Source organism: Rhodocyclus tenuis (genome assembly GCF_014197755.1).
Lineage (GTDB): Bacteria > Pseudomonadota > Gammaproteobacteria > Burkholderiales > Rhodocyclaceae > Rhodocyclus > Rhodocyclus tenuis.
Map to the genome: position 1 here is coordinate 123,986 of NZ_JACIGE010000005.1, position 20,621 is coordinate 144,606.

The 20,621-nt window shown below is 64.8% G+C and carries 20 protein-coding genes; 8 read left to right on the forward strand and 12 right to left on the reverse strand.

Going from position 1 to position 20,621, the window contains the following annotated elements:
* Positions 1-5: 5 nt before the first annotated feature.
* Together GGD90_RS08525 and GGD90_RS08530 are read right to left on the reverse strand one after the other, a co-directional pair.
* Positions 6-218: a hypothetical protein gene (locus tag GGD90_RS08525; protein WP_184415034.1), complete on the reverse strand. Its 213-nt coding sequence runs from the start codon at positions 216-218 to the stop codon at positions 6-8.
* A 118-nt stretch (positions 219-336) separates the two neighbouring features.
* Positions 337-963 carry an SOUL family heme-binding protein gene (locus GGD90_RS08530; RefSeq protein ID WP_153116117.1) on the reverse strand — a complete coding sequence of 209 codons (627 nt, stop codon included), beginning with the start codon at positions 961-963 and terminating at the stop codon, positions 337-339.
* 242 nt (positions 964-1,205) lie between these two features.
* On the opposite strand from GGD90_RS08530, the gene GGD90_RS08535 reads away from it, so the two are divergent.
* The 8 genes from GGD90_RS08535 to GGD90_RS08570 all read left to right on the forward strand — a co-directional run bounded on the left by GGD90_RS08535 (position 1,206) and on the right by GGD90_RS08570 (position 10,132).
* The gene (locus GGD90_RS08535) at positions 1,206-2,081 is read left to right on the forward strand and encodes an urease accessory protein UreD (protein WP_153116118.1); all 876 of its coding nucleotides are present in this window, start codon (positions 1,206-1,208) and stop codon (positions 2,079-2,081) included.
* A gap of 10 nt (positions 2,082-2,091) precedes the next feature.
* Positions 2,092-2,394: an urease subunit gamma gene (locus GGD90_RS08540; protein WP_153116119.1), complete on the forward strand. Its 303-nt coding sequence runs from the start codon at positions 2,092-2,094 to the stop codon at positions 2,392-2,394.
* A gap of 10 nt (positions 2,395-2,404) precedes the next feature.
* Positions 2,405-2,710, forward strand: a complete 306-nt coding sequence (locus GGD90_RS08545) for an urease subunit beta (RefSeq protein WP_153116120.1) — start codon at positions 2,405-2,407, stop codon at positions 2,708-2,710.
* Positions 2,710-4,443, forward strand: a complete 1,734-nt coding sequence (gene ureC / locus GGD90_RS08550; RefSeq protein WP_153116121.1) for an urease subunit alpha — start codon at positions 2,710-2,712, stop codon at positions 4,441-4,443. Before GGD90_RS08545 ends, ureC begins: the two co-directional genes overlap by 1 nt.
* A gap of 37 nt (positions 4,444-4,480) precedes the next feature.
* Positions 4,481-5,119, forward strand: a complete 639-nt coding sequence (ureE, locus tag GGD90_RS08555; protein ID WP_153116122.1) for an urease accessory protein UreE — start codon at positions 4,481-4,483, stop codon at positions 5,117-5,119.
* A 12-nt stretch (positions 5,120-5,131) separates the two neighbouring features.
* Positions 5,132-5,848 carry an urease accessory protein UreF gene (locus GGD90_RS08560; RefSeq protein ID WP_228273684.1) on the forward strand — a complete coding sequence of 239 codons (717 nt, stop codon included), beginning with the start codon at positions 5,132-5,134 and terminating at the stop codon, positions 5,846-5,848.
* The gene (gene ureG / locus GGD90_RS08565) at positions 5,845-6,462 is read left to right on the forward strand and encodes an urease accessory protein UreG (protein WP_153116123.1); all 618 of its coding nucleotides are present in this window, start codon (positions 5,845-5,847) and stop codon (positions 6,460-6,462) included. Before GGD90_RS08560 ends, ureG begins: the two co-directional genes overlap by 4 nt.
* A 226-nt stretch (positions 6,463-6,688) precedes the next feature.
* Complete coding sequence (locus tag GGD90_RS08570; RefSeq protein WP_184415036.1) at positions 6,689-10,132, forward strand: pyruvate carboxylase; 3,444 nt, start codon at positions 6,689-6,691, stop codon at positions 10,130-10,132.
* Between the two features lie 130 nt (positions 10,133-10,262).
* Here GGD90_RS08570 and GGD90_RS08575 read toward each other — a convergent pair whose 3' ends face one another.
* The 10 genes from GGD90_RS08575 to hyfB form a co-directional block, all read right to left on the reverse strand.
* Positions 10,263-10,838, reverse strand: coding sequence for a hypothetical protein (locus tag GGD90_RS08575; protein WP_153116125.1), 576 nt, complete (start codon positions 10,836-10,838; stop codon positions 10,263-10,265).
* Between the two features lie 158 nt (positions 10,839-10,996).
* The gene (locus GGD90_RS08580) at positions 10,997-11,509 is read right to left on the reverse strand and encodes a hypothetical protein (protein ID WP_153116126.1); all 513 of its coding nucleotides are present in this window, start codon (positions 11,507-11,509) and stop codon (positions 10,997-10,999) included.
* 1 nt (position 11,510) lies between these two features.
* Positions 11,511-12,557 carry a hypothetical protein gene (locus GGD90_RS08585; RefSeq protein ID WP_153116127.1) on the reverse strand — a complete coding sequence of 349 codons (1,047 nt, stop codon included), beginning with the start codon at positions 12,555-12,557 and terminating at the stop codon, positions 11,511-11,513.
* A gap of 186 nt (positions 12,558-12,743) precedes the next feature.
* Positions 12,744-13,058: an acylphosphatase gene (locus GGD90_RS08590; protein ID WP_184415038.1), complete on the reverse strand. Its 315-nt coding sequence runs from the start codon at positions 13,056-13,058 to the stop codon at positions 12,744-12,746.
* Entirely contained in the window at positions 13,055-13,657 is a 603-nt protein-coding gene (locus tag GGD90_RS08595) for an NADH-quinone oxidoreductase subunit B family protein (RefSeq protein WP_153116128.1), read from the reverse strand. Before GGD90_RS08595 ends, GGD90_RS08590 begins: the two co-directional genes overlap by 4 nt.
* Positions 13,654-15,345, reverse strand: coding sequence for a hydrogenase large subunit (locus GGD90_RS08600; RefSeq protein WP_153116129.1), 1,692 nt, complete (start codon positions 15,343-15,345; stop codon positions 13,654-13,656). The genes GGD90_RS08595 and GGD90_RS08600 overlap by 4 nt, the downstream gene beginning before the upstream one ends.
* Before the next feature lie 12 nt (positions 15,346-15,357).
* Complete coding sequence (locus tag GGD90_RS08605; protein WP_153116130.1) at positions 15,358-16,938, reverse strand: hydrogenase 4 subunit F; 1,581 nt, start codon at positions 16,936-16,938, stop codon at positions 15,358-15,360.
* Complete coding sequence (locus tag GGD90_RS08610; protein WP_153116131.1) at positions 16,935-17,639, reverse strand: formate hydrogenlyase; 705 nt, start codon at positions 17,637-17,639, stop codon at positions 16,935-16,937. Before GGD90_RS08610 ends, GGD90_RS08605 begins: the two co-directional genes overlap by 4 nt.
* Positions 17,636-18,601 (reverse strand): respiratory chain complex I subunit 1 family protein, encoded by a 966-nt coding sequence (locus tag GGD90_RS08615; protein ID WP_153116132.1) that lies wholly within the window; start codon positions 18,599-18,601, stop codon positions 17,636-17,638. Before GGD90_RS08615 ends, GGD90_RS08610 begins: the two co-directional genes overlap by 4 nt.
* Positions 18,598-20,598, reverse strand: a complete 2,001-nt coding sequence (gene hyfB, locus GGD90_RS08620) for a hydrogenase 4 subunit B (protein ID WP_153116133.1) — start codon at positions 20,596-20,598, stop codon at positions 18,598-18,600. Before hyfB ends, GGD90_RS08615 begins: the two co-directional genes overlap by 4 nt.
* Positions 20,599-20,621: the final 23 nt, after the last annotated feature.

Below are 20,621 nucleotides of genomic sequence, written 5' to 3' on the forward strand. Positions count from 1 at the left end.
GTTGCTCAGGGGAGTAGCGCCAGAAGCCATTGCGGACCTTTCTCTGTGGTGGTGGCAGGCGGGCTGGAGCACATGCCCAGCCCGTCGCGTATCGCCTGAACTTCCATTGACCACAGTTGCGCTGCCGACAGGCTCAGCCAGACGAAGAGCAGGCACCAGGGCGAGGCTTTCCTGAGCTGAGTCCGTAGTTTTGCTGTCGCCATCAGCGCTGTTCCCATGCCGAAAATCCCGGTTCAATGTCCCGCATTGTTCGCTGCGCGAACGCCTTGGCGCCGCAGCGGTGCTACGACATATTTTTGTCAGGCAGGTTCTGGAATATTTCTAAGATTTTTCTCTTCAGTCGATTTTCAGCCAGATTTCGTTGCGGCGCATGAACCACGGAACGAAGGGTGCGTTGTAGCGCGCGTAGATCGGGCTGCCGCTGCTGCGCAGGCCGGCGGCTTCGATCCCCTTGCGCAGGAGGTCGAGGTGTTCGTTGTAGTTGCTGTCGCTCCAGCGCCCCGAGTAGCGGATCACGGCAAAGCGCTGGGCCGGCGTTCCCCTGAACTTGATGCGTGCGTCGAGCGGCTCGGGCAGGGTGTCGAGCGTGAACTCCGCCGGCATCTTGAACTGGATGACGAAGCCACCTTCGCTTGCGGCCTGCGTTACCGGCGTCGTCATGGCAATGGTTTTCGGCTCGGCGCTCTGCGTCACCGGCGTGGTCATGGCGATCTGCCGCTCGCCCTTGTTCTTGCCGAAGATGTAGCCGGCGAGGATGCGAAAGCCCTGGTTGCCGGCCTCGTCGGCGTTGCCCGGAAGCGTGACTTCGGCAACCAGATACGGCGCGTAATCGCGCACCTCGAAGCTCTCGTACTGGCGGACGACGGTGTAGGTCTTTTCAGGTGGCTCTTCGGCGGCGGGCGCGGGCGTGGTGGCGGCGATCGCAAGGCCAAGCGTCGCGGCGATGGCAAGCACTAACTTCATGGGGAATTCCTTCGCGGGTGAGGTCGCTGCACGCAGACAACTGGCGCTCAGCGGGCCGGCAACAGCCAGCCAACTGGCAGGCAATAGCGGGGACAGTGCGGTGGGCAGCATCAGTGTGTGTTTCGACCGGCAATGGCGCCGCGCGTTGCATCGTTCTGCGCTCGCTGAGCAGCGATGCGTATCCGCGATCTGCGTACTCTTGCGTATTTCAATCACGCACGCCTTCCACGGATAATTGAGGGATGAATGTGTCCGTCCCACCGCCGCAACCGATGCCCGCAACGCTCAACGCTTGCTGGCAAGCCGAACTGCAGCTCGGCTTCGCGCGCCGCGGCGGGCAGACGCTGCTGTGCGAGAACCGTCATCGCGGCCCGCTGCGCGTGCAGAAGCCGCTCTACCCCGAGGGCGAAGCGGTGTGTCAGGCGATCCTGCTGCATCCGCCTTCCGGCATCGCCGGTGGCGACGATCTGCGCATTGCCGCAACGCTGGAGGCCGGCGCGCACGCGCAGCTGACCACGCCGGGGGCTGGCAAGTGGTATCGCTCGGGTGGCGCCGTCGCTTCGCAGGGCATCGACTTCGCGCTCGGCGCCGGCGCCGTGCTCGAATGGCTGCCGCAGGAAACCATCGTTTTCGACGGCGCACGCGCACGCATGCAGACGCAGGTGTCGCTCGCCGCCGACGCCGCCTTCATCGGCTGGGACATCCTCTGTCTTGGCCGTGCCGCCGCCGGCGAGCGCTTTGTGAGCGGCCATTTCGATCTGCGCTATCGCATCGAGCGCGACGGCGCGCCGCTGTGGCTCGAGCGCGGCAGCTTTGCCGGCGACGACGCCATGCTCGCCAGCGCCGCCGGCTGGGCGGGGCGTTCGGTCAGCGGCGCGCTGCTGCTGGCTTTCCCCGGCCTGCCGCAACAAGCCGCCGAACTGCTCGCCGCCTGCCGCCAGAGCGCGCCGGTCGATGGCGCCGCGCACGCACTGACGGCGCCGCCGGGCCTGCTCATCGCGCGCTACCTCGGCGACAGCAGCGAAGCCGCGCGCCACTGGTTCGCCGCGCTGTGGACGATCCTGCGCCCGGCGTACTGTGGCCGCCCGGCCGTGCCACCCCGAATCTGGAACACCTGAGGACTTCATCATGGAACTTACCCCCCGCGAGAAAGACAAGCTCTTGATCTTCACCGCCGGCCTGCTCGCCGAACGGCGCCGCGCGCGCGGTCTCAAGCTCAACTACCCGGAAGCCGTCGCGCTGATCACCTGTGCCATCCTCGAAGGCGCGCGCGACGGGCGCAGCGTCGCCGAGCTGATGCACGAGGGAACGAAAGTGCTGACGCGCGCCGACGTGATGGACGGCATCGCCGAGCTGATTCCCGAAATCCAGGTCGAAGCGACCTTCCCCGACGGCACCAAGCTGGTGACCGTGCATCACCCGATCGTCTGAGGAAAACACGATGATTCCCGGAGAACTCCTCGCCGAGGCAGGCGACATCGAACTCAACGCCGGCCGTCCGACGCTCGTGCTGACGGTGGCCAACACCGGCGACCGGCCGATCCAGGTCGGCTCGCACTACCACTTCTTCGAGACCAACGCGGCGCTCGCTTTCGACCGTGACGCCGCGCGCGGCTACCGGCTCGACATCGCCGCCGGCACCGCCGTGCGTTTCGAGCCGGGGCAGACACGCACCGTGCAGCTCGTTGCGCTGGCCGGGCTGCGTCAGGTCTATGGCTTCCGTGGCCTCGTTCAGGGAGAGCTGTGATGGCGAACAGCATTTCGCGGCAGGCGTATGCCGAAATGTTCGGCCCGACCTTTGCCGACGGTCGCGGCGACCGCCTGCGTCTGGCCGATACCGGCCTGATCATCGAGGTTGAAAAGGACTACACGATCTTCGGCGAAGAAGTGAAGTTCGGCGGCGGCAAGGTCATCCGCGACGGCATGGGGCAGGGCCAGCACGTTTCCGCCGAAACCGTCGATACGGTGATTACCAACGCGCTGATCGTCGACGCCGTCACCGGCATCGTCAAAGCCGACATCGGCATCAAGGACGGCCGCATCGCCGCCATCGGCAAGGCCGGCAACCCCGACATCCAGCCAGGCGTGAGCATCGTCGTCGGTCCCGGCACCGAGGTCATCGCTGGCGAAGGCATGATCGTCACCGCTGGCGGCATCGACAGCCACATCCACTTCATCTGTCCGCAGCAGATCGAGGAAGCGCTGATGTCGGGCGTCACCACCATGATCGGCGGCGGCACCGGCCCGGCCACCGGCACCTTCGCCACCACCTGCACGCCGGGGCCGTGGCACATCCACCGCATGCTCGAAGCCGCCGACGCCTTCCCGATGAACCTCGGCTTCCTCGGCAAGGGCAACGCCAGCCTGCCCGACGCGCTGCGCGAACAGGTCGCCGCCGGCGCCATGGGCTTGAAGCTGCACGAGGACTGGGGCACCACACCGGCCGCCATCGACTGCTGCCTCTCGGTTGCCGACGAGATGGACGTGCAGGTGGCGATCCACTCCGACACGCTCAACGAATCGGGCTTCGTCGAGGAGACGCTCGCCGCCTTCAAGGGCCGCACCATCCACACCTTCCACACCGAAGGTGCCGGCGGCGGCCACGCGCCGGACATCATCAAGGCCGCCGGCCTGCCCAACGTGCTGCCGAGTTCGACCAACCCGACCATGCCGTACACGGTGAACACCATCGACGAGCATCTCGACATGCTGATGGTTTGCCACCACCTCGACCCGAGCATCGCCGAGGACATCGCCTTCGCCGAATCGCGCATCCGCCGCGAGACGATCGCCGCTGAAGACATCCTGCACGACCTCGGCGCCTTCTCGATGATGAGTTCCGACTCGCAGGCGATGGGCCGCGTCGGCGAAGTGATCATCCGCACCTGGCAGACGGCGCACAAGATGAAGGCGCAGCGCGGCACGCTGCCCGAAGATATGGGAAGTGACGGCGGCGCGCGCAACGACAACTTCCGGGTGAAGCGCTACATCGCCAAGTACACGATCAACCCGGCGCTGACGCACGGCATCGCGCACACCGTCGGCTCGCTCGAAGTCGGCAAACTCGCCGATCTGGTGCTGTGGAAGCCGGCCTTCTTCGGCGTCAAGCCGAGCCTGATCTTGAAGGGCGGGATGATCGCCGCCGCTGCCATGGGCGACCCCAACGCCTCGATCCCGACGCCGCAGCCGGTGCATTACCGGCCAATGTTCGGCAGCTTCGGCAAGGCCCTGAAAACCTCGGTCACCTTCGTCTCGCAAGCGGCGCTCGACAACCCGGCGGTTGCCGCGCTTAGGCTGGCCAAGCCGCTGGTCGCCGTGTCCGGCACGCGCACTCTCAAAAAGTCGGACATGGTGCACAACGGCGCCACGCCGGAAATCAGCGTTGATCCCGAAACCTACGTGGTCAAGGCCGATGGCGTGCATCTCGTCTGCGAGCCGGCGAGCGAGCTGCCGCTGGCGCAACGCTACTTCCTGTTCTGATCCCGCTTCTGTTCCCGTTCCCAAACGACGACCCACCATGCTCACCCTCACCCGCAAGACCGCGCAAACGCCGACCGATTCGGTCGCGCTCGCCTACGACGAACGCAAGCGCAGCCGCCTGAAAGTCACGCTCGCCTCGGGCGTCGACGCCGGCATCTTTCTCGAACGCGGCGACCACCTGCACGGCGGCGACCGCCTGCTGTCCGAAGACGGCCGCGTCGTCGTCGAAGTCGTCGCCGCGCCCGAACTGCTGATCGAAGCCTTTGCCGACGATCCCTTGCTCTTCGCGCGCGCCGCCTACCATCTCGGCAACCGCCACATTCCGCTGCAGATCGTCGCCGAAGGGCGGGGCGGCCGCCTCTTGTTCCAGACCGACCATGTGCTCGCCGACATGCTGCGCGGGCTCGGCTGCGTCGTCGGTGAAGCAGAGGCGCCGTTCCAGCCCGAAGCGGGCGCTTACGGCGCACACGGCGGCCACCATCACCACGGCCACGACGACGATGGTGGCGACACACATGCACACGGCCATGCTCACGGACACGCGCATGAGCACGGCCACGCCGACGAGCACAGCCACGATAAGCACGCCCAAGACACGCACGCGCCGGACCTGCACAACCCCGGCCACGGCCCGCATCGCTCGCTGCCGAAAATCCACCAGTTCAAGTCGGGCTGAGGCGTACGCCGCGTGACTTCGCTGGCTCTCGTCCGCCTGTTGCAACTCGCCAGCCCGGCGCTGCCGGTAGGCGCCTACACCTACTCGCAGGGGCTGGAGTGGGCGGTCGAAACGGGCGTCGTCGGCAACGAGGCCGCCGCCGGCCGCTGGGTCGGCGACCTGCTCACGCATTCGATCGGCCGCTACGAGGCGCCGCTGCTGGCGCGTCTGCTGGTCTTGTGGTCGGCGCAAGTGGGCACTGACATCAGCGCCACGGCGAGCCCGGCCGCCAGCGAAATCATCCGCCTCAATGCCGACTTTCTCGCCAGCCGCGAGAGCGCCGAACTGCGTGCCGAAACGCTGCAGATGGGCTTCTCGTTGAAGCGCCTGCTCGCCGACCTGCGCGACGCCGATCTGGCGCCGGTGCACTCGCTGCTCGCCGCGCTGCCCGAAGTGGCTTTCCCGACCGCCTGGGCGGGCATTGCCGCCGCCTGGCGCATCGCGCCGGAAGCAGCGACCGCCGCCTACCTGTGGTCCTGGGCCGAAAATCAGGTGATGGCGGCGCTCAAGGCCGTGCCGCTCGGCCAGGCTGCCGGCCAGCGCCTGCTCGCCGAACTGGCAGCACGCATCCCGGCGGTGGCGCAGGCGGCGCAGACGCTGCCCGAAGACGCGTGGTGCAACTTCACGCCGGCCTTTGCCATCGCCAGTTCCCTCCACGAAACCCAATACTCGCGACTGTTCCGCTCATGACCTCAAACAAAGCTCCCCTGCGCGTCGGTATCGGCGGCCCCGTCGGTTCCGGCAAGACGGCGCTGACGCTGGCGCTGTGCCTCGCGCTGCGCGACCGCATCGACATGGCCGTCGTCACCAACGACATCTACACCGCCGAGGACGCCAAATTCCTCGTCAATCACTCGGCGCTGGCGCCCGAGCGCATCATCGGCGTCGAAACCGGCGGCTGTCCGCACACCGCCATCCGCGAGGATGCGTCGATCAACCTCGAAGCCGTCGACCGCCTGCAGCGCGCTTTTCCTTCGGTTGAGCTGATCCTGATCGAATCGGGCGGCGACAACCTCGCGGCAACCTTCTCGCCCGAGCTTTCCGACCTGACGCTGTACGTGATCGACGTTGCCGCCGGCGAGAAGATTCCGCGCAAGGGCGGGCCCGGCATCACCAAATCCGATCTGCTGGTGATCAACAAGATCGACCTCGCGCCGATGGTCGGCGCCTCGCTCGAGGTGATGGCGCACGACGCGAAGGTGCAGCGCGGCACGCGGCCCTTCGTGTTCACCAACCTGAAAAGCGGTGAAGGACTGCAGTCGGTGATCGACTTCGTGCTCGAACGCGGCATGCTGAGCGCGTAAGCGAAAAGCCGCGCCGCAAGGCTCGGCAAGACGGCGTTTCCCCGGTTAAAATTCAATACGCAACAGTATTGCCGCAGTGCGCAAATTGGCGCCGGTTTGGCCGTGATTTCGGCACCGGATCGCCTCGTTTGCTGGCACTATCGCGTTTTTTACGGCGCCGCCCGCGCGGCGCCGTGCAGCAATGGCCCACAGAAGGCCGCACTTGAATCCGGGGGGAGTCACCGTCATGAAAATCCGCAAGATCCTGATCGCCAACCGTTCGGAGATCGCCATCCGCGTCATGCGCGCGGCCACCGAGCTTGGCATCCGCACCGTCGGCATCTATTCGAACGAAGACCGCTTTGCCTTGCACCGCTTCAAGGCGGACGAAAGCTATCTGGTCGGCGCCGGCAAGAAACCGATTTCGGCCTACCTCGACATCGACGACATCATCCGCATCGCCAAACAGGCGAAGGTCGATGCCATCCACCCCGGCTACGGTCTGCTGTCGGAAAACCCGGATTTCGCCGAAGCCTGCGCCAGGAACGGCATCGCCTTCATTGGCCCGACGCCGGAAGTGATGCGCACGCTCGGCAACAAGGTGGCGGCGCGCAACGCGGCGGTGGCCGCCGGCGTGCCGGTAATGCCGGCGACCGGCCCGCTGCCGGCTGACTTTGCCGAAGCCGCGAAACTCGCCGCCGAGATCGGCTACCCGCTGATGCTCAAGGCCAGCTGGGGCGGCGGTGGCCGCGGCATGCGCGTGATCGAATCCGAAGCCGACCTCGCCGCGCTGCTCGACGTTGCCCGCCGCGAAGCCGGCGCCGCCTTCGGCAACGACGAGGTCTATCTGGAAAAGCTGGTGCGCAACGCGCGCCACGTCGAAGTGCAGATCCTTGGCGACCGCCACCATCAGGCCGTGCACCTCTTCGAGCGCGACTGTTCGGTGCAGCGGCGCAACCAGAAGGTCGTCGAACGCGCGCCGGCGCCCTACCTCGACGCCGCCGGCCGCGAAGCGCTGTGCAGCGCCGCGCTGAAGCTCGCGCGCGCCGTCAATTACACGCACGCCGGCACCGTCGAATTCCTCATGGACGGCGACACCGGCAAGTTCTACTTCATCGAGGTGAACCCGCGCATCCAGGTCGAGCACACCGTTACCGAGCAGGTGACCGGCATCGACATCGTCAAGGCGCAGATTCACATCACCGAAGGCGCCAGGATCGGCACGCCCGAAAGCGGCGTGCCGGCGCAGGCCGACATTCATCTGAACGGTTACGCGCTGCAATGCCGCGTCACCACCGAAGACCCGGAAAACAACTTCACGCCGGACTACGGCAAGATCGCCACCTACCGCAGCGCTGCCGGCTTCGGCATCCGCCTCGACGCCGGCACCGCCTACGCCGGCGCGGTGATCACGCCCTATTACGACTCGCTGCTGGTCAAGGTGACGGCGTGGGCGCCGAGCAGCGGCGAAGCCATTCACCGCATGGACCGCGCGCTGCGCGAGTTCCGCGTGCGCGGGCTGGCGACCAACCTGCACTTCCTCGAAAACCTGATCAACCATCCGGCCTTCATCTCCGGCGAGTGTTCGACGCGCTTCATCGACACCACGCCCGAGCTGTTCCACTTCCCCAAGCGGCGCGACCGCGCCACGCGCCTGCTGCGCTTTGTCGGCGACGTAATCGTCAACGGCAACGACGAAATGAAGGGCCGCACGCTGCCGAAGCTGCCGCTGTCGGCGCCGCTGCTGCCGGCCACCGACCTCGCCATCGCGCCGCCGCCCGGCAGCCGCGACCGCCTCAAGGAACTCGGCGCCCGCGGCTTCGCCGAGTGGATGCGCAACGAGGAACGCATCCTCATCACCGACACCACCATGCGCGACGCGCACCAGTCGCTGTTCGCCACGCGCATGCGCACCGCCGACATGCTGGCGATTGCGCCGCACTACGCGCGCCAGTTGCCGGAACTGTTTTCGCTCGAATGCTGGGGCGGCGCCACCTTTGACGTGGCCATGCGCTTCTTGAAGGAAGACCCGTGGGAGCGGCTGCACAAGCTGCGCCAGGCGGCGCCGAACATCCTCTTCCAGATGCTGCTGCGCGCCTCCAACGCCGTCGGCTACACCAACTACGCCGACAACGTCGTTCGCCAGTTCGTGCAGCAGGCGGCCAAGGAGGGCATCGATGTCTTCCGCGTCTTTGATTCGCTCAACTGGGTCGACAACATGCGCGTCGCCATGGACGCGGTGCAGGAATCGGGCGCCCTGTGCGAAGCGGCGATCTGCTACACCGGCGACATCTTCGACAGCAGCCGGCCGAAGTACAACCTCAAATACTACGTGGACATGGCCAAGCAGCTGGAAAAGGCCGGTGCGCACATCCTCGGCATCAAGGACATGGCCGGCGTCTGCCGGCCGCGCGCGGCGCGCGCGCTGGTGAAAGCGCTGAAGGAAGAGGTCGGCCTGCCGATCCACTTCCACACGCACGACACCTCGGGCGGCTCGATCGCCAGCGTGCTGGCGATGGTCGAGGCCGGCGTCGACGCAGTCGATGGTGCCATGGATTCGATGAGCGGGCTGACCTCGCAGCCGAGCCTCGGCGCGCTGGTGGCGGCGCTCGAAGGCGATCCGCGCAGCCCCGGCTTCACCGCGCAGAAGCTGCAACCCTTCGCCCGCTACTGGGAAGGCGTGCGCCGCTACTACGCGCCTTTCGAGGCCGACATCCGCTCGGGCACCTCGGACGTCTACCGCCACGAAATGCCCGGCGGCCAATACACCAACCTGCGCGAGCAGGCGCGTGCGATGGGCCTCGAACACCGCTGGGATGAGGTATCGCAGGGCTACGCCGACGTGAACCAGCTGTTCGGCGACATCGTCAAGGTGACGCCGTCGTCCAAGGTGGTCGGCGACATGGCGCTGTTCATGGTCGCCAACGAGCTGACGCCGGCCGAAGTGGCCGACCCGGCGAAGGAAATTGCCTTCCCCGAATCGGTGATCTCGCTCTTCCGCGGCGAGATGGGCTACCCCGCCGACGGCTTCCCGCCGGCGCTGCAGGCGAAAGTGCTCAAGGACCGCAAGCCGCTGCCCGGCCGCGCCGGCGCCGACATTCCGCCGGTGGATCTCGAAGCCGCGCGCGCGCAGGCCGAAAAGCGCGTCGACCGGCACATCAACGACAACGACCTCGCCTCCTACCTGATGTATCCCAAGGTCTTTGCCGACTTTGCCGAACACCAGCGCCATTTCGGCGACGTCTCGCTGGTGCCGACGCCGCTGTTCTTCTACGGCATGAGCGCGCGCGAGGAAGTCACCATCGAAATCGACCCCGGCAAGGCGCTGATCGTGCGCCTGATCGGCCGCACCGAGCCCGACGAGGACGGCATGGTCAAGCTGTTCTTCGAGCTCAACGGCCAGCCGCGCACCGTGCGCGTGCCGAAGAAGGGCGCCGTCGTCTCGTCGCAGACCGCACCGAAGGCCGAGCCCGGCAACCCGAACCACGTCGCCGCGCCGATGCCGGGAATGGTCGGCACCGTGCTGGTCAAGGCCGGCCAGACCGTGAGCAAGGGCAGCCCGCTACTGTCGATCGAAGCGATGAAGATGGAAACGATGATCACCGCCGAACGCGACGCAACGGTAGTGCGCGTTCACGTCGCCTCCGGCAGCCGCATCGAGGCGAAGGACTTGCTGGTGGAGTTGGGGTGAGGTCTGACTAGCGGCGGCAGTTAGCCGCCAGGAGAAGCAAGGGACGGCCCGCAGGAATGCGGGCCGTTTTTTAGTTAGTGTATTTTCGCTTTCTAGCGGTACATGCGTTCGAAAAAACAATGAGGTTATTTTATTTTGTGGCCGAATGGCGCCTCAAAAACCATAGCGTAGAAAAATAAGAAAAAATCGTTAAGCCGGCGCAGATGGCGGAAAACCGGATGTAGCGCCAACTAAAAATATGGTTTTGGGGCGGGTCGTAGATCCATGGGTCGGAAAAAACAGAGCTCCGGATTCGGGGGTGGAGCGTGGGAAAAATGTAGATTAAAAGCATCCAAAAAATTGCAATGGCGCCGCCCAGCAAGGCTAGCTTGATTGCTATTTTTAGTACATTGCTAAGTATTTTGTTTGTGCGGATGAAAATTCTCTGCACGCGCGGCAAAGTTTTCGAATCGGCAATTTTTTCAATGAGTGTTGAGAGTTGGTCCCAAGCGTACGCTAGTGCCTTAAGTAAGTAGCCTAGTGAAAATAATGAAAGCGACAGTTCTGATATATAAATTGTGGTTATTACGGTGCCAGGAATGTTTCCGGAATTTGTTATTAATAGCTCGATTAGTGCGATTCCAAGAACCAGGGTGACCGAAGCTATAATGTCGTATGCGATAGCTTTCGGCGAGAGCTGTGGAGGTGGTTCGTAGTCTCGGTCCATGATTATTCCGAAAGTCGATGTCGGTCTTATTTTTGTGTATTTATGAAGATTTGTTAATGAGGCTGTTAGTTCTTTTATGGGCGGCAGTGTTCTGTGCGATCGCTTTTGCTTGGTTTTTGTAGTCGTTATTCTGGGTTTTAGTGAACTTTTTCTGTGAGTTATTTATTTAAAACATCAATTTTCCCGGAGGCATTTTTGTTTCGAAGTTGATTTAGAAAGAAGTAGTTCGCTAATATTACTCGGAAAACGGCGTGGAGTTGAATAAAGGTAAGAGTTGCCACAGTAAAAAATATGGCATATTTCCCGTGCTTGAGTGCTGTTGGTCCTAAAATTCCTTTCGTTATCGGAACGCTGAACTGTATAGTAAGGACTGTCATTAAGACAAAGGCTGAAACCATCACAATTTCAACAAGCTCGCTAAGATAGTTGGCGTCTCCTTCCGCTTCTTTAATCTCATTATCCTTAATGTTTGAACTTGCGAATGCTCTCCCGATAGCTCTTGGGTAGATGATGGCTATCCAAGCTCCAATGATGGCGAATATGATTGATGAAACATTAAGGAGTGCGCCTAATGTGTCTTTATAGGCTTCGTACTTTAGTAGAGAAAGGCTGTCCCTAAGGAGGTAGGTGACGATGCTCGTAATTATCATGAGTGCCAAGTACTTGATCATGCTACGCAGCTTCCTCGACTACAAAAGCGGGTTGGTCCAGTGGGCGTAGCAGATCGGCACGATCTTGCGTAACGGCGTTAAGCAGTATGTGCGGCGAAATTAGTTCTTTTTCGCCTCGCGTAATTGAGAAGCTGTGTGAAAAGGCTACGTTAGTACCACTAAGCATTATGGTTTTTCCGTTCTTGTATACGAATCCTGCGTTGTTTATGAACGTATCTTGTCCTAATTCACCAAAGTTTTTTATGATTGATTTTAGCTCTGACTCGGTCGGCGAAAACTGTAATTCATGACTTATCGTTCGAGGTTGGCTGAAAGCGGGCGCATTTGGGAGTAGTTTAGAAAAAACACGCTCAAAAATTTTCCTGTCGCTTTCTGCTGTGTAAATAAGTGTCTCTCGCTTAATTATCTTCGAGATTTTATTAATATTTGTTATTAGTTCGGCCTCTAGTTCTTCCTGCTTCCTTGTGTATGCTTCGAATTTTGGGTGAATTTTTGCAGATTCTTGTGTTGGTTGGCCCGTTCGGGAGAATCCGATAACTTTTCCTTCGGAATTCTTTACGCGATACGGCGACTTGTTTTGTAGAAACCCATTTATATAATGGTCAAGATTGATTTTTCCTTGGACTGAGTGGGTGAATCTTATAGTGGCAAAAACATTTTTACTTGGAATTATCCATATGTAACTCGGTGCTCCCGGGATGGCCGGAGTGCTGCCAAAATCTGTGGAAAGCATGGCAGTCACTCCTGGCGGTACAGAAGGATTCATTCCATATATCACACCGTTGTCATTTGGGACCTGATTCCATAGGACGAGAAGACTGTCTTTGGTGGTGGCGTTCTGGCTCCAGCCACAAAAGTATGTGTTCAGAAGATCATTATCAGGGTCTGGCTGATAACAAGTGGTGTTCGCAAAGTCCCTCCCGTCAGTCGCCCATGCATTCAACTTTTCGAGAGTGTCGTTGACGTTGCTCAGCGATACCGTGCTTTCGCCTCGGCGGTAGTAGCCACACCGTTTTATGTCAAAAAATTTGATCTTTGCGTCCAGCATTGTTGCCTCCAATGGCACTTAGTCAGAGGCTGATTATGTCATGGACATTGATTTGCGTGCGCTCGAATTTTAGGTGGCGGCTACCGCCGGAAGCCGCTTAGCAGCCCGTGGCGAGGAGGATTACAGTGCGTTGCTTTTTTAAGGAGACGTAAAGCATTTCTCACGCGAGAGCGGAGCCTCGATAAGTTATGCGGTAGCCCACACTGCAAAAGGATACGGTGACCATCCCCTCGCCTCCTCACCCTCCGGCAGCGCCGTCGCTACCGCATCCACCCGCGTCAGCGGCTGCCCGATCCGCGCCCATTCGCAGATTTCCGCCACTGCCGCCGCATCGCCCGCTACCAGCGCCTCAACGCTGCCGTCGGCGCGGTTGCGCACCCAGCCGGCCAGATCGAGCGAGCGCGCCATGATTTGCAGCGAGCGGCGGTAGCCGACGCCCTGCACGCGGCCGCGGATGCGCAGCTCGAGTACAGTTTTGGCGGGCTTGCTGTCTTCGCTCACGGTTTTTCCTCGGCCTGCGCTTCGCTGGCCGCTGCGTGCTTTTCGCCTGTTGCCGGGGCAACGGCCGCAAGAATGCCCGCGTGCAGGCGTTCCGGCGTCGGCGGGCAGCCGGGGATGGCGACGTCGACCGGCAGCACGCCGCTCACGCCGCCGCGGCAGGCGTAGTTCTCGCCGAAGATGCCGCCGTTGCAGGCGCAGTCGCCCACGGCGATCAGCCGCTTGGGCGTCGGCACGGCGGCCCACGCGCGGCGCAGCGCGACGTCCATGTTGCCGCTGACCGGCCCGGTGACGAGCAGCGCGTCGGCGTGGCGCGGGCTGGCGGCAAAGCGCACGCCGAGCGCTTCCAGCCGGTAGTGCGGGCCGTTGAGCGCGCCGATTTCGAGTTCGCAGCCGTTGCACGAGCCGCTATCCACATGGCGGATGACCAGCGCCTTGGCAAGGCTGGCGAGTTGCGCCGGCGTGCAGGCGGCGGGCTCTTTGCTCTCCTTGCTGTCGCCGGCCGCTGCCGCCGCCTGCGGTTGGCAGAGCGAGGTGTCGGGCGCCGGCGCCGGGTCGGCGGCGGGGTGCTGGCGCAGCAGCGCGCGCAAGAAAGGGTTCATGAATCCACTCCGGCGTAGGAGAGGTTGAACGATTTGTTGATCAGCGGAAAGTCCGCAACGATGTTGCCGATCACCGCGTGTTCCAGCACCGGCCAATTGTGCCACGAGGGGTCGTGCGTGTGGCAGCGGCGAATGTGGCCGTCGGCGCCGGTGGCGAGCGCCACGAACACGTCGCCGCGCCAGCCTTCCACCCAGCCAAATCCGCTGGCGGCGGTGGGCAGATGTTCCGGCCACAGTGCGCGGCAGTCGCCCTCCGTGCTTGCCAGCTGGTCGAGGATGCGCCCGATCAGGCGCAGCGATTCGTCGATTTCGGCAAAGCGCTGCAGCACGCGCGCGGCGACGTCGCCATTGGGATGCACCACCATCTGCGGCGCCAGCGCCGGCCACGGCGCGTGGTCGCCGCGGCAGCGCAGGTCGCGCGCCTGCAGGCTGGCGCGGCCGGGCAGGCCGATCAGCCCCAGTTGTGCGGCCAGCGCCGGCGTGACGCGGCCGGTGGTGAGTAGGCGGTCCTGCAGGCCGGCGTGGTCGTCGTAGATGGCGTGCAGCTTGAGCAGTTCGCCGGCCAGCGTGGCGCACTCGGCGCGCAGGCGGGCGGCGTCGTCGGCGGTAAGGTCGCGCGCCACGCCGCCGGGAACGACGCCGTCCATCAGCAGCCGGTGGCCGAAAATGTCGGCCTGCGTGCGCAGCCAGTTTTCGCGCAGGCGCAGGAACTCCATCAGGCCAAAACCGAAAGCCGCGTCGTTGCCGAGCGCGCCCAGGTCGGCCAAGTGCGCGGCAACGCGCTCGCGTTCGAGCAGCAAGGCGCGCAGCAGCAGCGCGCGCGGCGGCACGGCAAAGCCGCCCGGTGCCACCTGCGCGGCGATGGCTTCGGCGGCCTGGCAGAAGGCCCAGGCCCACGCCACCGTGCTGTCGCCGGCGATACGCCCGGCGAGCTTCGCCGCCGCCGTGGCGCCGGTGCCGGCCAGCGACAGCCGGGCGAAGCGCTGCGCGATGCCGCGATGCTTCCAGCCGAGGCGTTCTTCAAGGCGCAGCACCAGTTCGCCGACCACCGAAAAGCGGAAGTGTCCCGGTTCGATCACGCCGGCGTGGATCGGCCCGACCGGGATTTCATGCACGCCTTCGCCCTCGACGCGAACGAAGGCGTAGTCCTCGGTGTGCGTGGCAAAGCGCGGCGCCGGCGCGGCGAGCGTGTCGGGTGCCAGCGGAAACCAGTCGGCCGGCCAGTTGGCGTGGCGCAACCAGGGGCGGCTGTCGCCGCTGGCCGGGCCGACGCCGGTGAGGTCAAACGCGGCGCGCTGCAGGCGCGCTGCCGAGGGGAAGATCGGGGCGAGATCGGGGAAGGTGGCGCCGCTCAACGCCGGCAGCGGCAGCATCAGCCAGACCAGCCCTTCGGCGAGGTCGAGCGCGACGTGCAGCGCGGCGCTTTGCGGCGTGGCCGTGTTGGCGGCGTCGGCCGGGTCGGGCAGCAGTGGCGCCGCGGCGGGGCGGTGACTGCCGCCGTCGACGCTCGTCCACAGCGTCACCAGCCAGCGGCCGGCGGTGCGTGCGGCGCGGCAGAAGTCGAGCAGCGCGGCGTCGTCGCCGGCGGCGAGTTCGGCGTGCCACACCGGGAAAGCCTGCGCCGGCAGCGGCGCGAAGTCGATGGGCTGGTCGAGGAAGCGTTGTCGGTTCGTCGGCGGCGTCGTCATCCTTGCTCTCCGTCAGCCAAGCAGATGCGCCGCGGCGCGATACCAGTCGGCGAGTTCGGGCGGTATCCACAGGCCGAGCAGCAGCGCCAGCGCCAGATGCAGCAGCACCGGCAGCGTCGCCGGGCGCACGCCGGGCAGCACCGGTACCGCGTCGCCGAAGACCATTCCCTGCACCTTGCCGAGTCCAGCGGCGAAGGCCACGCCGAGCGAGACGAGCAGGATCGGCACCGCCCACTGATGCTCCTGGATGGCCGTGGTGAGAATGAGGAATTCGCTGGCAAAAACGCCAAAGGGCGGCATGCCGAGGATGGCCAGCGCGCCGAGCGCAAGGCTCCAGCCGATCATCGGCGAGGCGCGCAGCAGGCCGCGGATGTCGTCGATGGCCGCCGAGCCGACCTTCTGCACGGCGTGGCCGACGGCAAAGAAGATCGCCGACTTGGTCAGCGAATGCACGGTCATGTGCAGCAGCCCGGCAAACGACGCGGCCGGGCCGCCCATGCCGAAGGCGAAGCCGATCAGCCCCATGTGCTCGATCGACGAATAGCCGAACAGGCGCTTGATGTCCTTCTGTCGCGCCAGACTGAAAGCGCCGACCACCACCGAGAAGAGGCCGAAGCCCATCATCAGGTTGCCGGCGAAGTGCGTTTCCAGCGCGCCGTCGACCAAGGTCTTGCAGCGCAGCACGGCGTACAGCGCGACGTTGAGCAGCAGCCCGGAGAGCACCGCCGACACCGGCGTCGGCCCTTCGGCGTGCGCGTCGGGCAGCCAGTTGTGCAGCGGTGCGAAGCCGCATTTGGTGCCGTAGCCAACCAGCAGGAAGATGAAGGCGAGCGAAAGAACGGTCGGTTCGAGATCGCTCTTGATCGCGTTGAGGTGCGTCCACAGCAGCGCGCCGCCTTCGGCACCGAGCACGCGTTCGGCGGCAAAGTAGAGCAGGATCACGCCGAACAGCGCCTGCGCGATGCCGACGCCGCAGAGGATGAAGTACTTCCACGCCGCTTCCAGGCTGGCCGGCGTGCGGTACAGCGCCACCAGCAGCACGGTGGCGAGCGTCGCCGCCTCCATCGACACCCACAGGATGCCGAGGTTGTTGGTCGATAGCGCGGTGAGCATGGCGCCCATGAACAGCTGGAACATGCTGTGGTAGAGCCGCATGCGGCCGCCGTCGAGCTTGCCGCGCGCCACTTCGGCGCGCAGGTAGGGGCGCGAGAAGAGCGAGGTGGTGAACCCCACGAAGGCCGTCAAGGCGATCAGGAAGACGTTGAGCGGATCGACGAAGAACTGCTCGCCGAAGAAGCTCGCCGGCCCGGTGTTGATCACGTGCAGCGTCAGCGCGCCGGCGCCGAGCAGCGTCGCCAGGCTGGCGGCGATGTTGATTTCGGCGGCGTAGCGGCGGTGGCCGATCAGGCCGAGCAGCGCGCCGCCAACGAAGGGCGGCAGCAGCACGGCGGCGAGCAGCCACAGCGCGGCCGGGTCGGCCGCCGGGAATGTACCCAACTGCGAACTCAGCTGCGCCCCCAGCTGCGCATCCAGTGGCGGCGCGGCGCCGACCTGGCGGGCCAGCGTTTCGATGGCGTCGGGGCTCGCGTTCATTCCTGCTTCGTCTTTTCTTCGAGGTGGCGGATGTCGAGGCTGTCGAATTTCTCGCGGATCTGGAAGAAGAACACGCCAAAGATGACCATGCCGACCAGCACGTCGAGCGCGACGCCGAGTTCGATCACCATCGGCATGCCGTAGGTGGCGCTGGTGGCGGCGAAGAACAGGCCGTTTTCCATCGACATGAAGCCGACCACCTGCGGCACCGCCTTGCTGCGCGTGATCATCATCAAGAAGGCGAGCATCACGCAGGCCAGTGCGATGCCGATGGTCGAGCGCGTGATCGTGCCGGCAAACTCCGAGATCGGCTGCGCCACGTTGAAGGCGATGATCACGAGGCCAATACCGACCAGCATCGTCGTCGGGATGTTGAACAGCGTCTCGACGTCCCACTTCACCGATAGCTTGTGCACCAGCCGGTGCAGGATCCACGGCAGCAGGATCACTTTCAACAGCAGCGTCAGCAGCGCCGATCCCCACAGGTGCGACTGGCCGGTGGACAGGGCGACGATCGCCGTCGACAGGCACAGCACCGCGCCCTGCAGCGCGAAGAGATTGATCAGCGTGACGATGCGCCGCTGCGCCAGCATGGCGAAGGCGAGCAGCAGCATGATCGCCGCGCACAGGTTGATCAGCTGGCCGGCGAGCGGCAAACCCGGCAGGTCGTGCAGCGCCGGCAGCCAGGCGGGGAGGTTCATCGTCCGCCCTCCAGCAGCAGATGCACGAGGATCGCCAGCACCGCCAGCAGGAAGGCGGTGCCGAGGAATTCCGGCGTGCGGAAGACGCGCATCTTGGCGTTGAGCGTTTCGATCAGCGCCAGCACGAAGCCGCCGAAAGCGAGCTTGCCGACGAGGAAAACGCCGGCCACGGCGAGCGCGCCCGGGCCGGTCGATTCGGCGACGCCGAAGGGGAAGAACAGCGCGATGCCGAGGCACGAGTAGGCGAAGAGCTTGAGGCTCGCCGCCCACTCGATCAGCGCCAGATGGCGGCCCGAGTATTCGAGGATCATCGCCTCGTGGATCATCGTCAGTTCGAGGTGCGTGCTCGGGTTGTCGACCGGCACGCGGCCGTTTTCGGCCAGCGAGACCATGGTGAAGGCAACGCCGGCGAAGGCCAGGCTCGGGTAGATGACGAACTCGTGGTGCGCCAGCGTGCCGACGATCGTTGCCAGCGAGGTCGAACCCGAGATGATCGAGGCGGTGAAGAAGACCATCAGCAGCGCCGGTTCGGCAAGAAAGCCGATCAGCATTTCGCGGCGCGCGCCGAGCGAGCCGAAAGCGGTGCCGACGTCCATGCCGGCGAGCGCGATGAAAACGCGCGCCAGCGCAAACAGGCCGACCAGCGCGATCGCGTCGGCGGCCGGCGCGAACAGGAGTTCGGTCGACAGCGTCGGCACGATCGCCGAGGCCAGCGCCATGCACGAAAAGATGATGTACGGCGCCACGCGGAACAGCGACGAGGCGTTGTGCGCCAGCAGCACATCCTTGCGGAAGAGCTTGAGCAGCGTGTGGTAGGGCAGCAGCGGCGGCGGCGGGCAGCGCTTCTGCAGGCGCGCGCGGCAGACGGCGACCCAGCCGCTGAGCAGCGGCGCCAGCGCCAGCGCGATCACCAGCTCGAGCAGCTGCGTCAGCAGTTGGGTGGCGAAGGCGTAGATAGTCATCGCGTGGTGAACACCAGCAGGGCGAGCAGGGTGACGAAGCTGTAGAGCAGGTAGATGGCGATGCGCCCCTGCTGCAGCTTGCCGACGACGCGCGTGCCGAGATCGACCAGCCAGGCGAGCGGCAGGTAGAGCCAGTGCCACAGCGGGTCTTCGACGACGATGCGGTAATGCGGCTCCTTGTCGAACGGCGACGGATGCTCGCGCGTGATGCGGAAGAAGGGCGCGAACACCTGGCGGATCGGCTGGCCGAAACCCTCGGCGGTGTCCTGCGTGCGTCCGCTCAGGAGCGGAAAGCCGCAATCCCAGGCGTCGGCGCGGCGCAGCCGGCCGTGGAAGACGGTGCGCACGACGAGGAACAGTGCCAGCGTGAAGGCGAGCAGGCCGCCGAGGAAGATGGCGCCGCTGTAGCTCGCGCGCTCCTCGCTGATCGGCGCCAGCAGCAGCCAGTTGCCGCTCGCCGACACCTGCGCGAAACCGGCGCCGACGAGCAGCTGCGTCACCGGGTCGAGCGCGGCGATGACGAAGTTGGGCAGCACGCCGAGCAGCACGCAGCCGGTTGCCAGCCAGATCAGGCCGAGGCGTTCCATGCGCCCGGCGTCGTGCGCCTTGGCCAGATGCTCTTCGCGCGGCTGGCCGAGAAAGACGACGCCGAAGAACTTGACCATGGCAAAGCCGGCCAGCGCGGCGATCAGTGCGATGGCGCCGGCGGCGACCGGCAGCAGCATGTTCAGGTAGCCGTGCGGCAGTTGCGGCGTGAACAGGAAGCTCTGCAGCAGCAGCCATTCGGAGACGAAGCCGTTGAGCGGCGGCAGCCCGGCCGAGGCGACGACGCCGAGCAGCGCCAGCCACGCCACCCATGGCATGCGGTGGATCAGCCCGCCGAGCCGGCCGAGATTGCGCTGGCCGGTGGCGTGCAACACCGAGCCGGTGGCGAGGAAGAGCAGGCTCTTGAAGAAGGCGTGGTTGAGGCAGTGGTAGAGCGCCGCAGTGAGCGCCAGCGCGGCGAGCAGCGGCATCGAGTTGGCCGCGAACACCAGCGACAGGCCGATGCCGGCGAAGATCAGCCCGATGTTCTCGATCGACGAGTAGGCGAGCAGGCGCTTCATGTCGCTCTGCACCGTCGAGAAGACGACGCCGAACAGCGCCGTCGCCAGCCCCAGCCCGAGCAGCAGCGCGCCCCACCACCATTGCTGTTCGGGCAGCAGGTCGAAGGTGACGCGCAGCAGGCCGTAGATCGCGGTCTTGAGCATGACGCCGCTCATCATCGCCGACACCGGCGATGGCGCCGCCGGGTGCGCCTCGGGCAGCCAGACGTGCAGCGGCAGCAGGCCGGCCTTGGCGCCGAAACCGCCGAGCGCGAGCAGGAGGGCCGCCGACGCCAGCCAGCCCTCGGGCGCGTTGGTGCGGATGCCGTCGAAGGTGTAATCGCCGGTGCCGCCGGTCATCGCACCGAAGGAAAGCAGGATGCCGATGGCGCCGACGTGGGCGACGATCAGGTAGAGAAAGCCGGCGCGGCGGATCTCGGCGATGCGGTGATCCGAGGTGACGAGGAAGTACGAGGAGAGTGCCATCGACTCCCACGCCACCATGAAGAAATAGGCGTCGTCGGCGAGCAGCACGCCGCCCATGCTGGCGAGGAATAGGTGGTAGAGCAGGCACTGCAGGCCCGGCGTGCTGCCCTGGCCGCGGCGGAAGTAGCCGGCGGCGTAGATCGAGATGCCGGCGGCGACGGCGCCGAGCAGGAAGAGGAAGAAAGCCGAGAGCGCGTCTAGGCGCAGGTGGAAAGGCAGTCCGGGCAGGCCGAGCGGCAGCATGGCCGTCTCGTTGCCGGTGAAGATGGCCGACAGCGCGGCGAGCGCGACGCTGATGCCGACCAGCGCGCCGAGCGGGAAGAGGATGCGCGCGACGAGGACGAATTGCCGCGAGAAGAAGGCGCCGATCAGCCCGATCGCCAGCCAGCTGGCGAGGCAGAGCAGGATCAGCGCGAGCGGCGACATCGGGCGGGCGCCGCTCGCCTAGC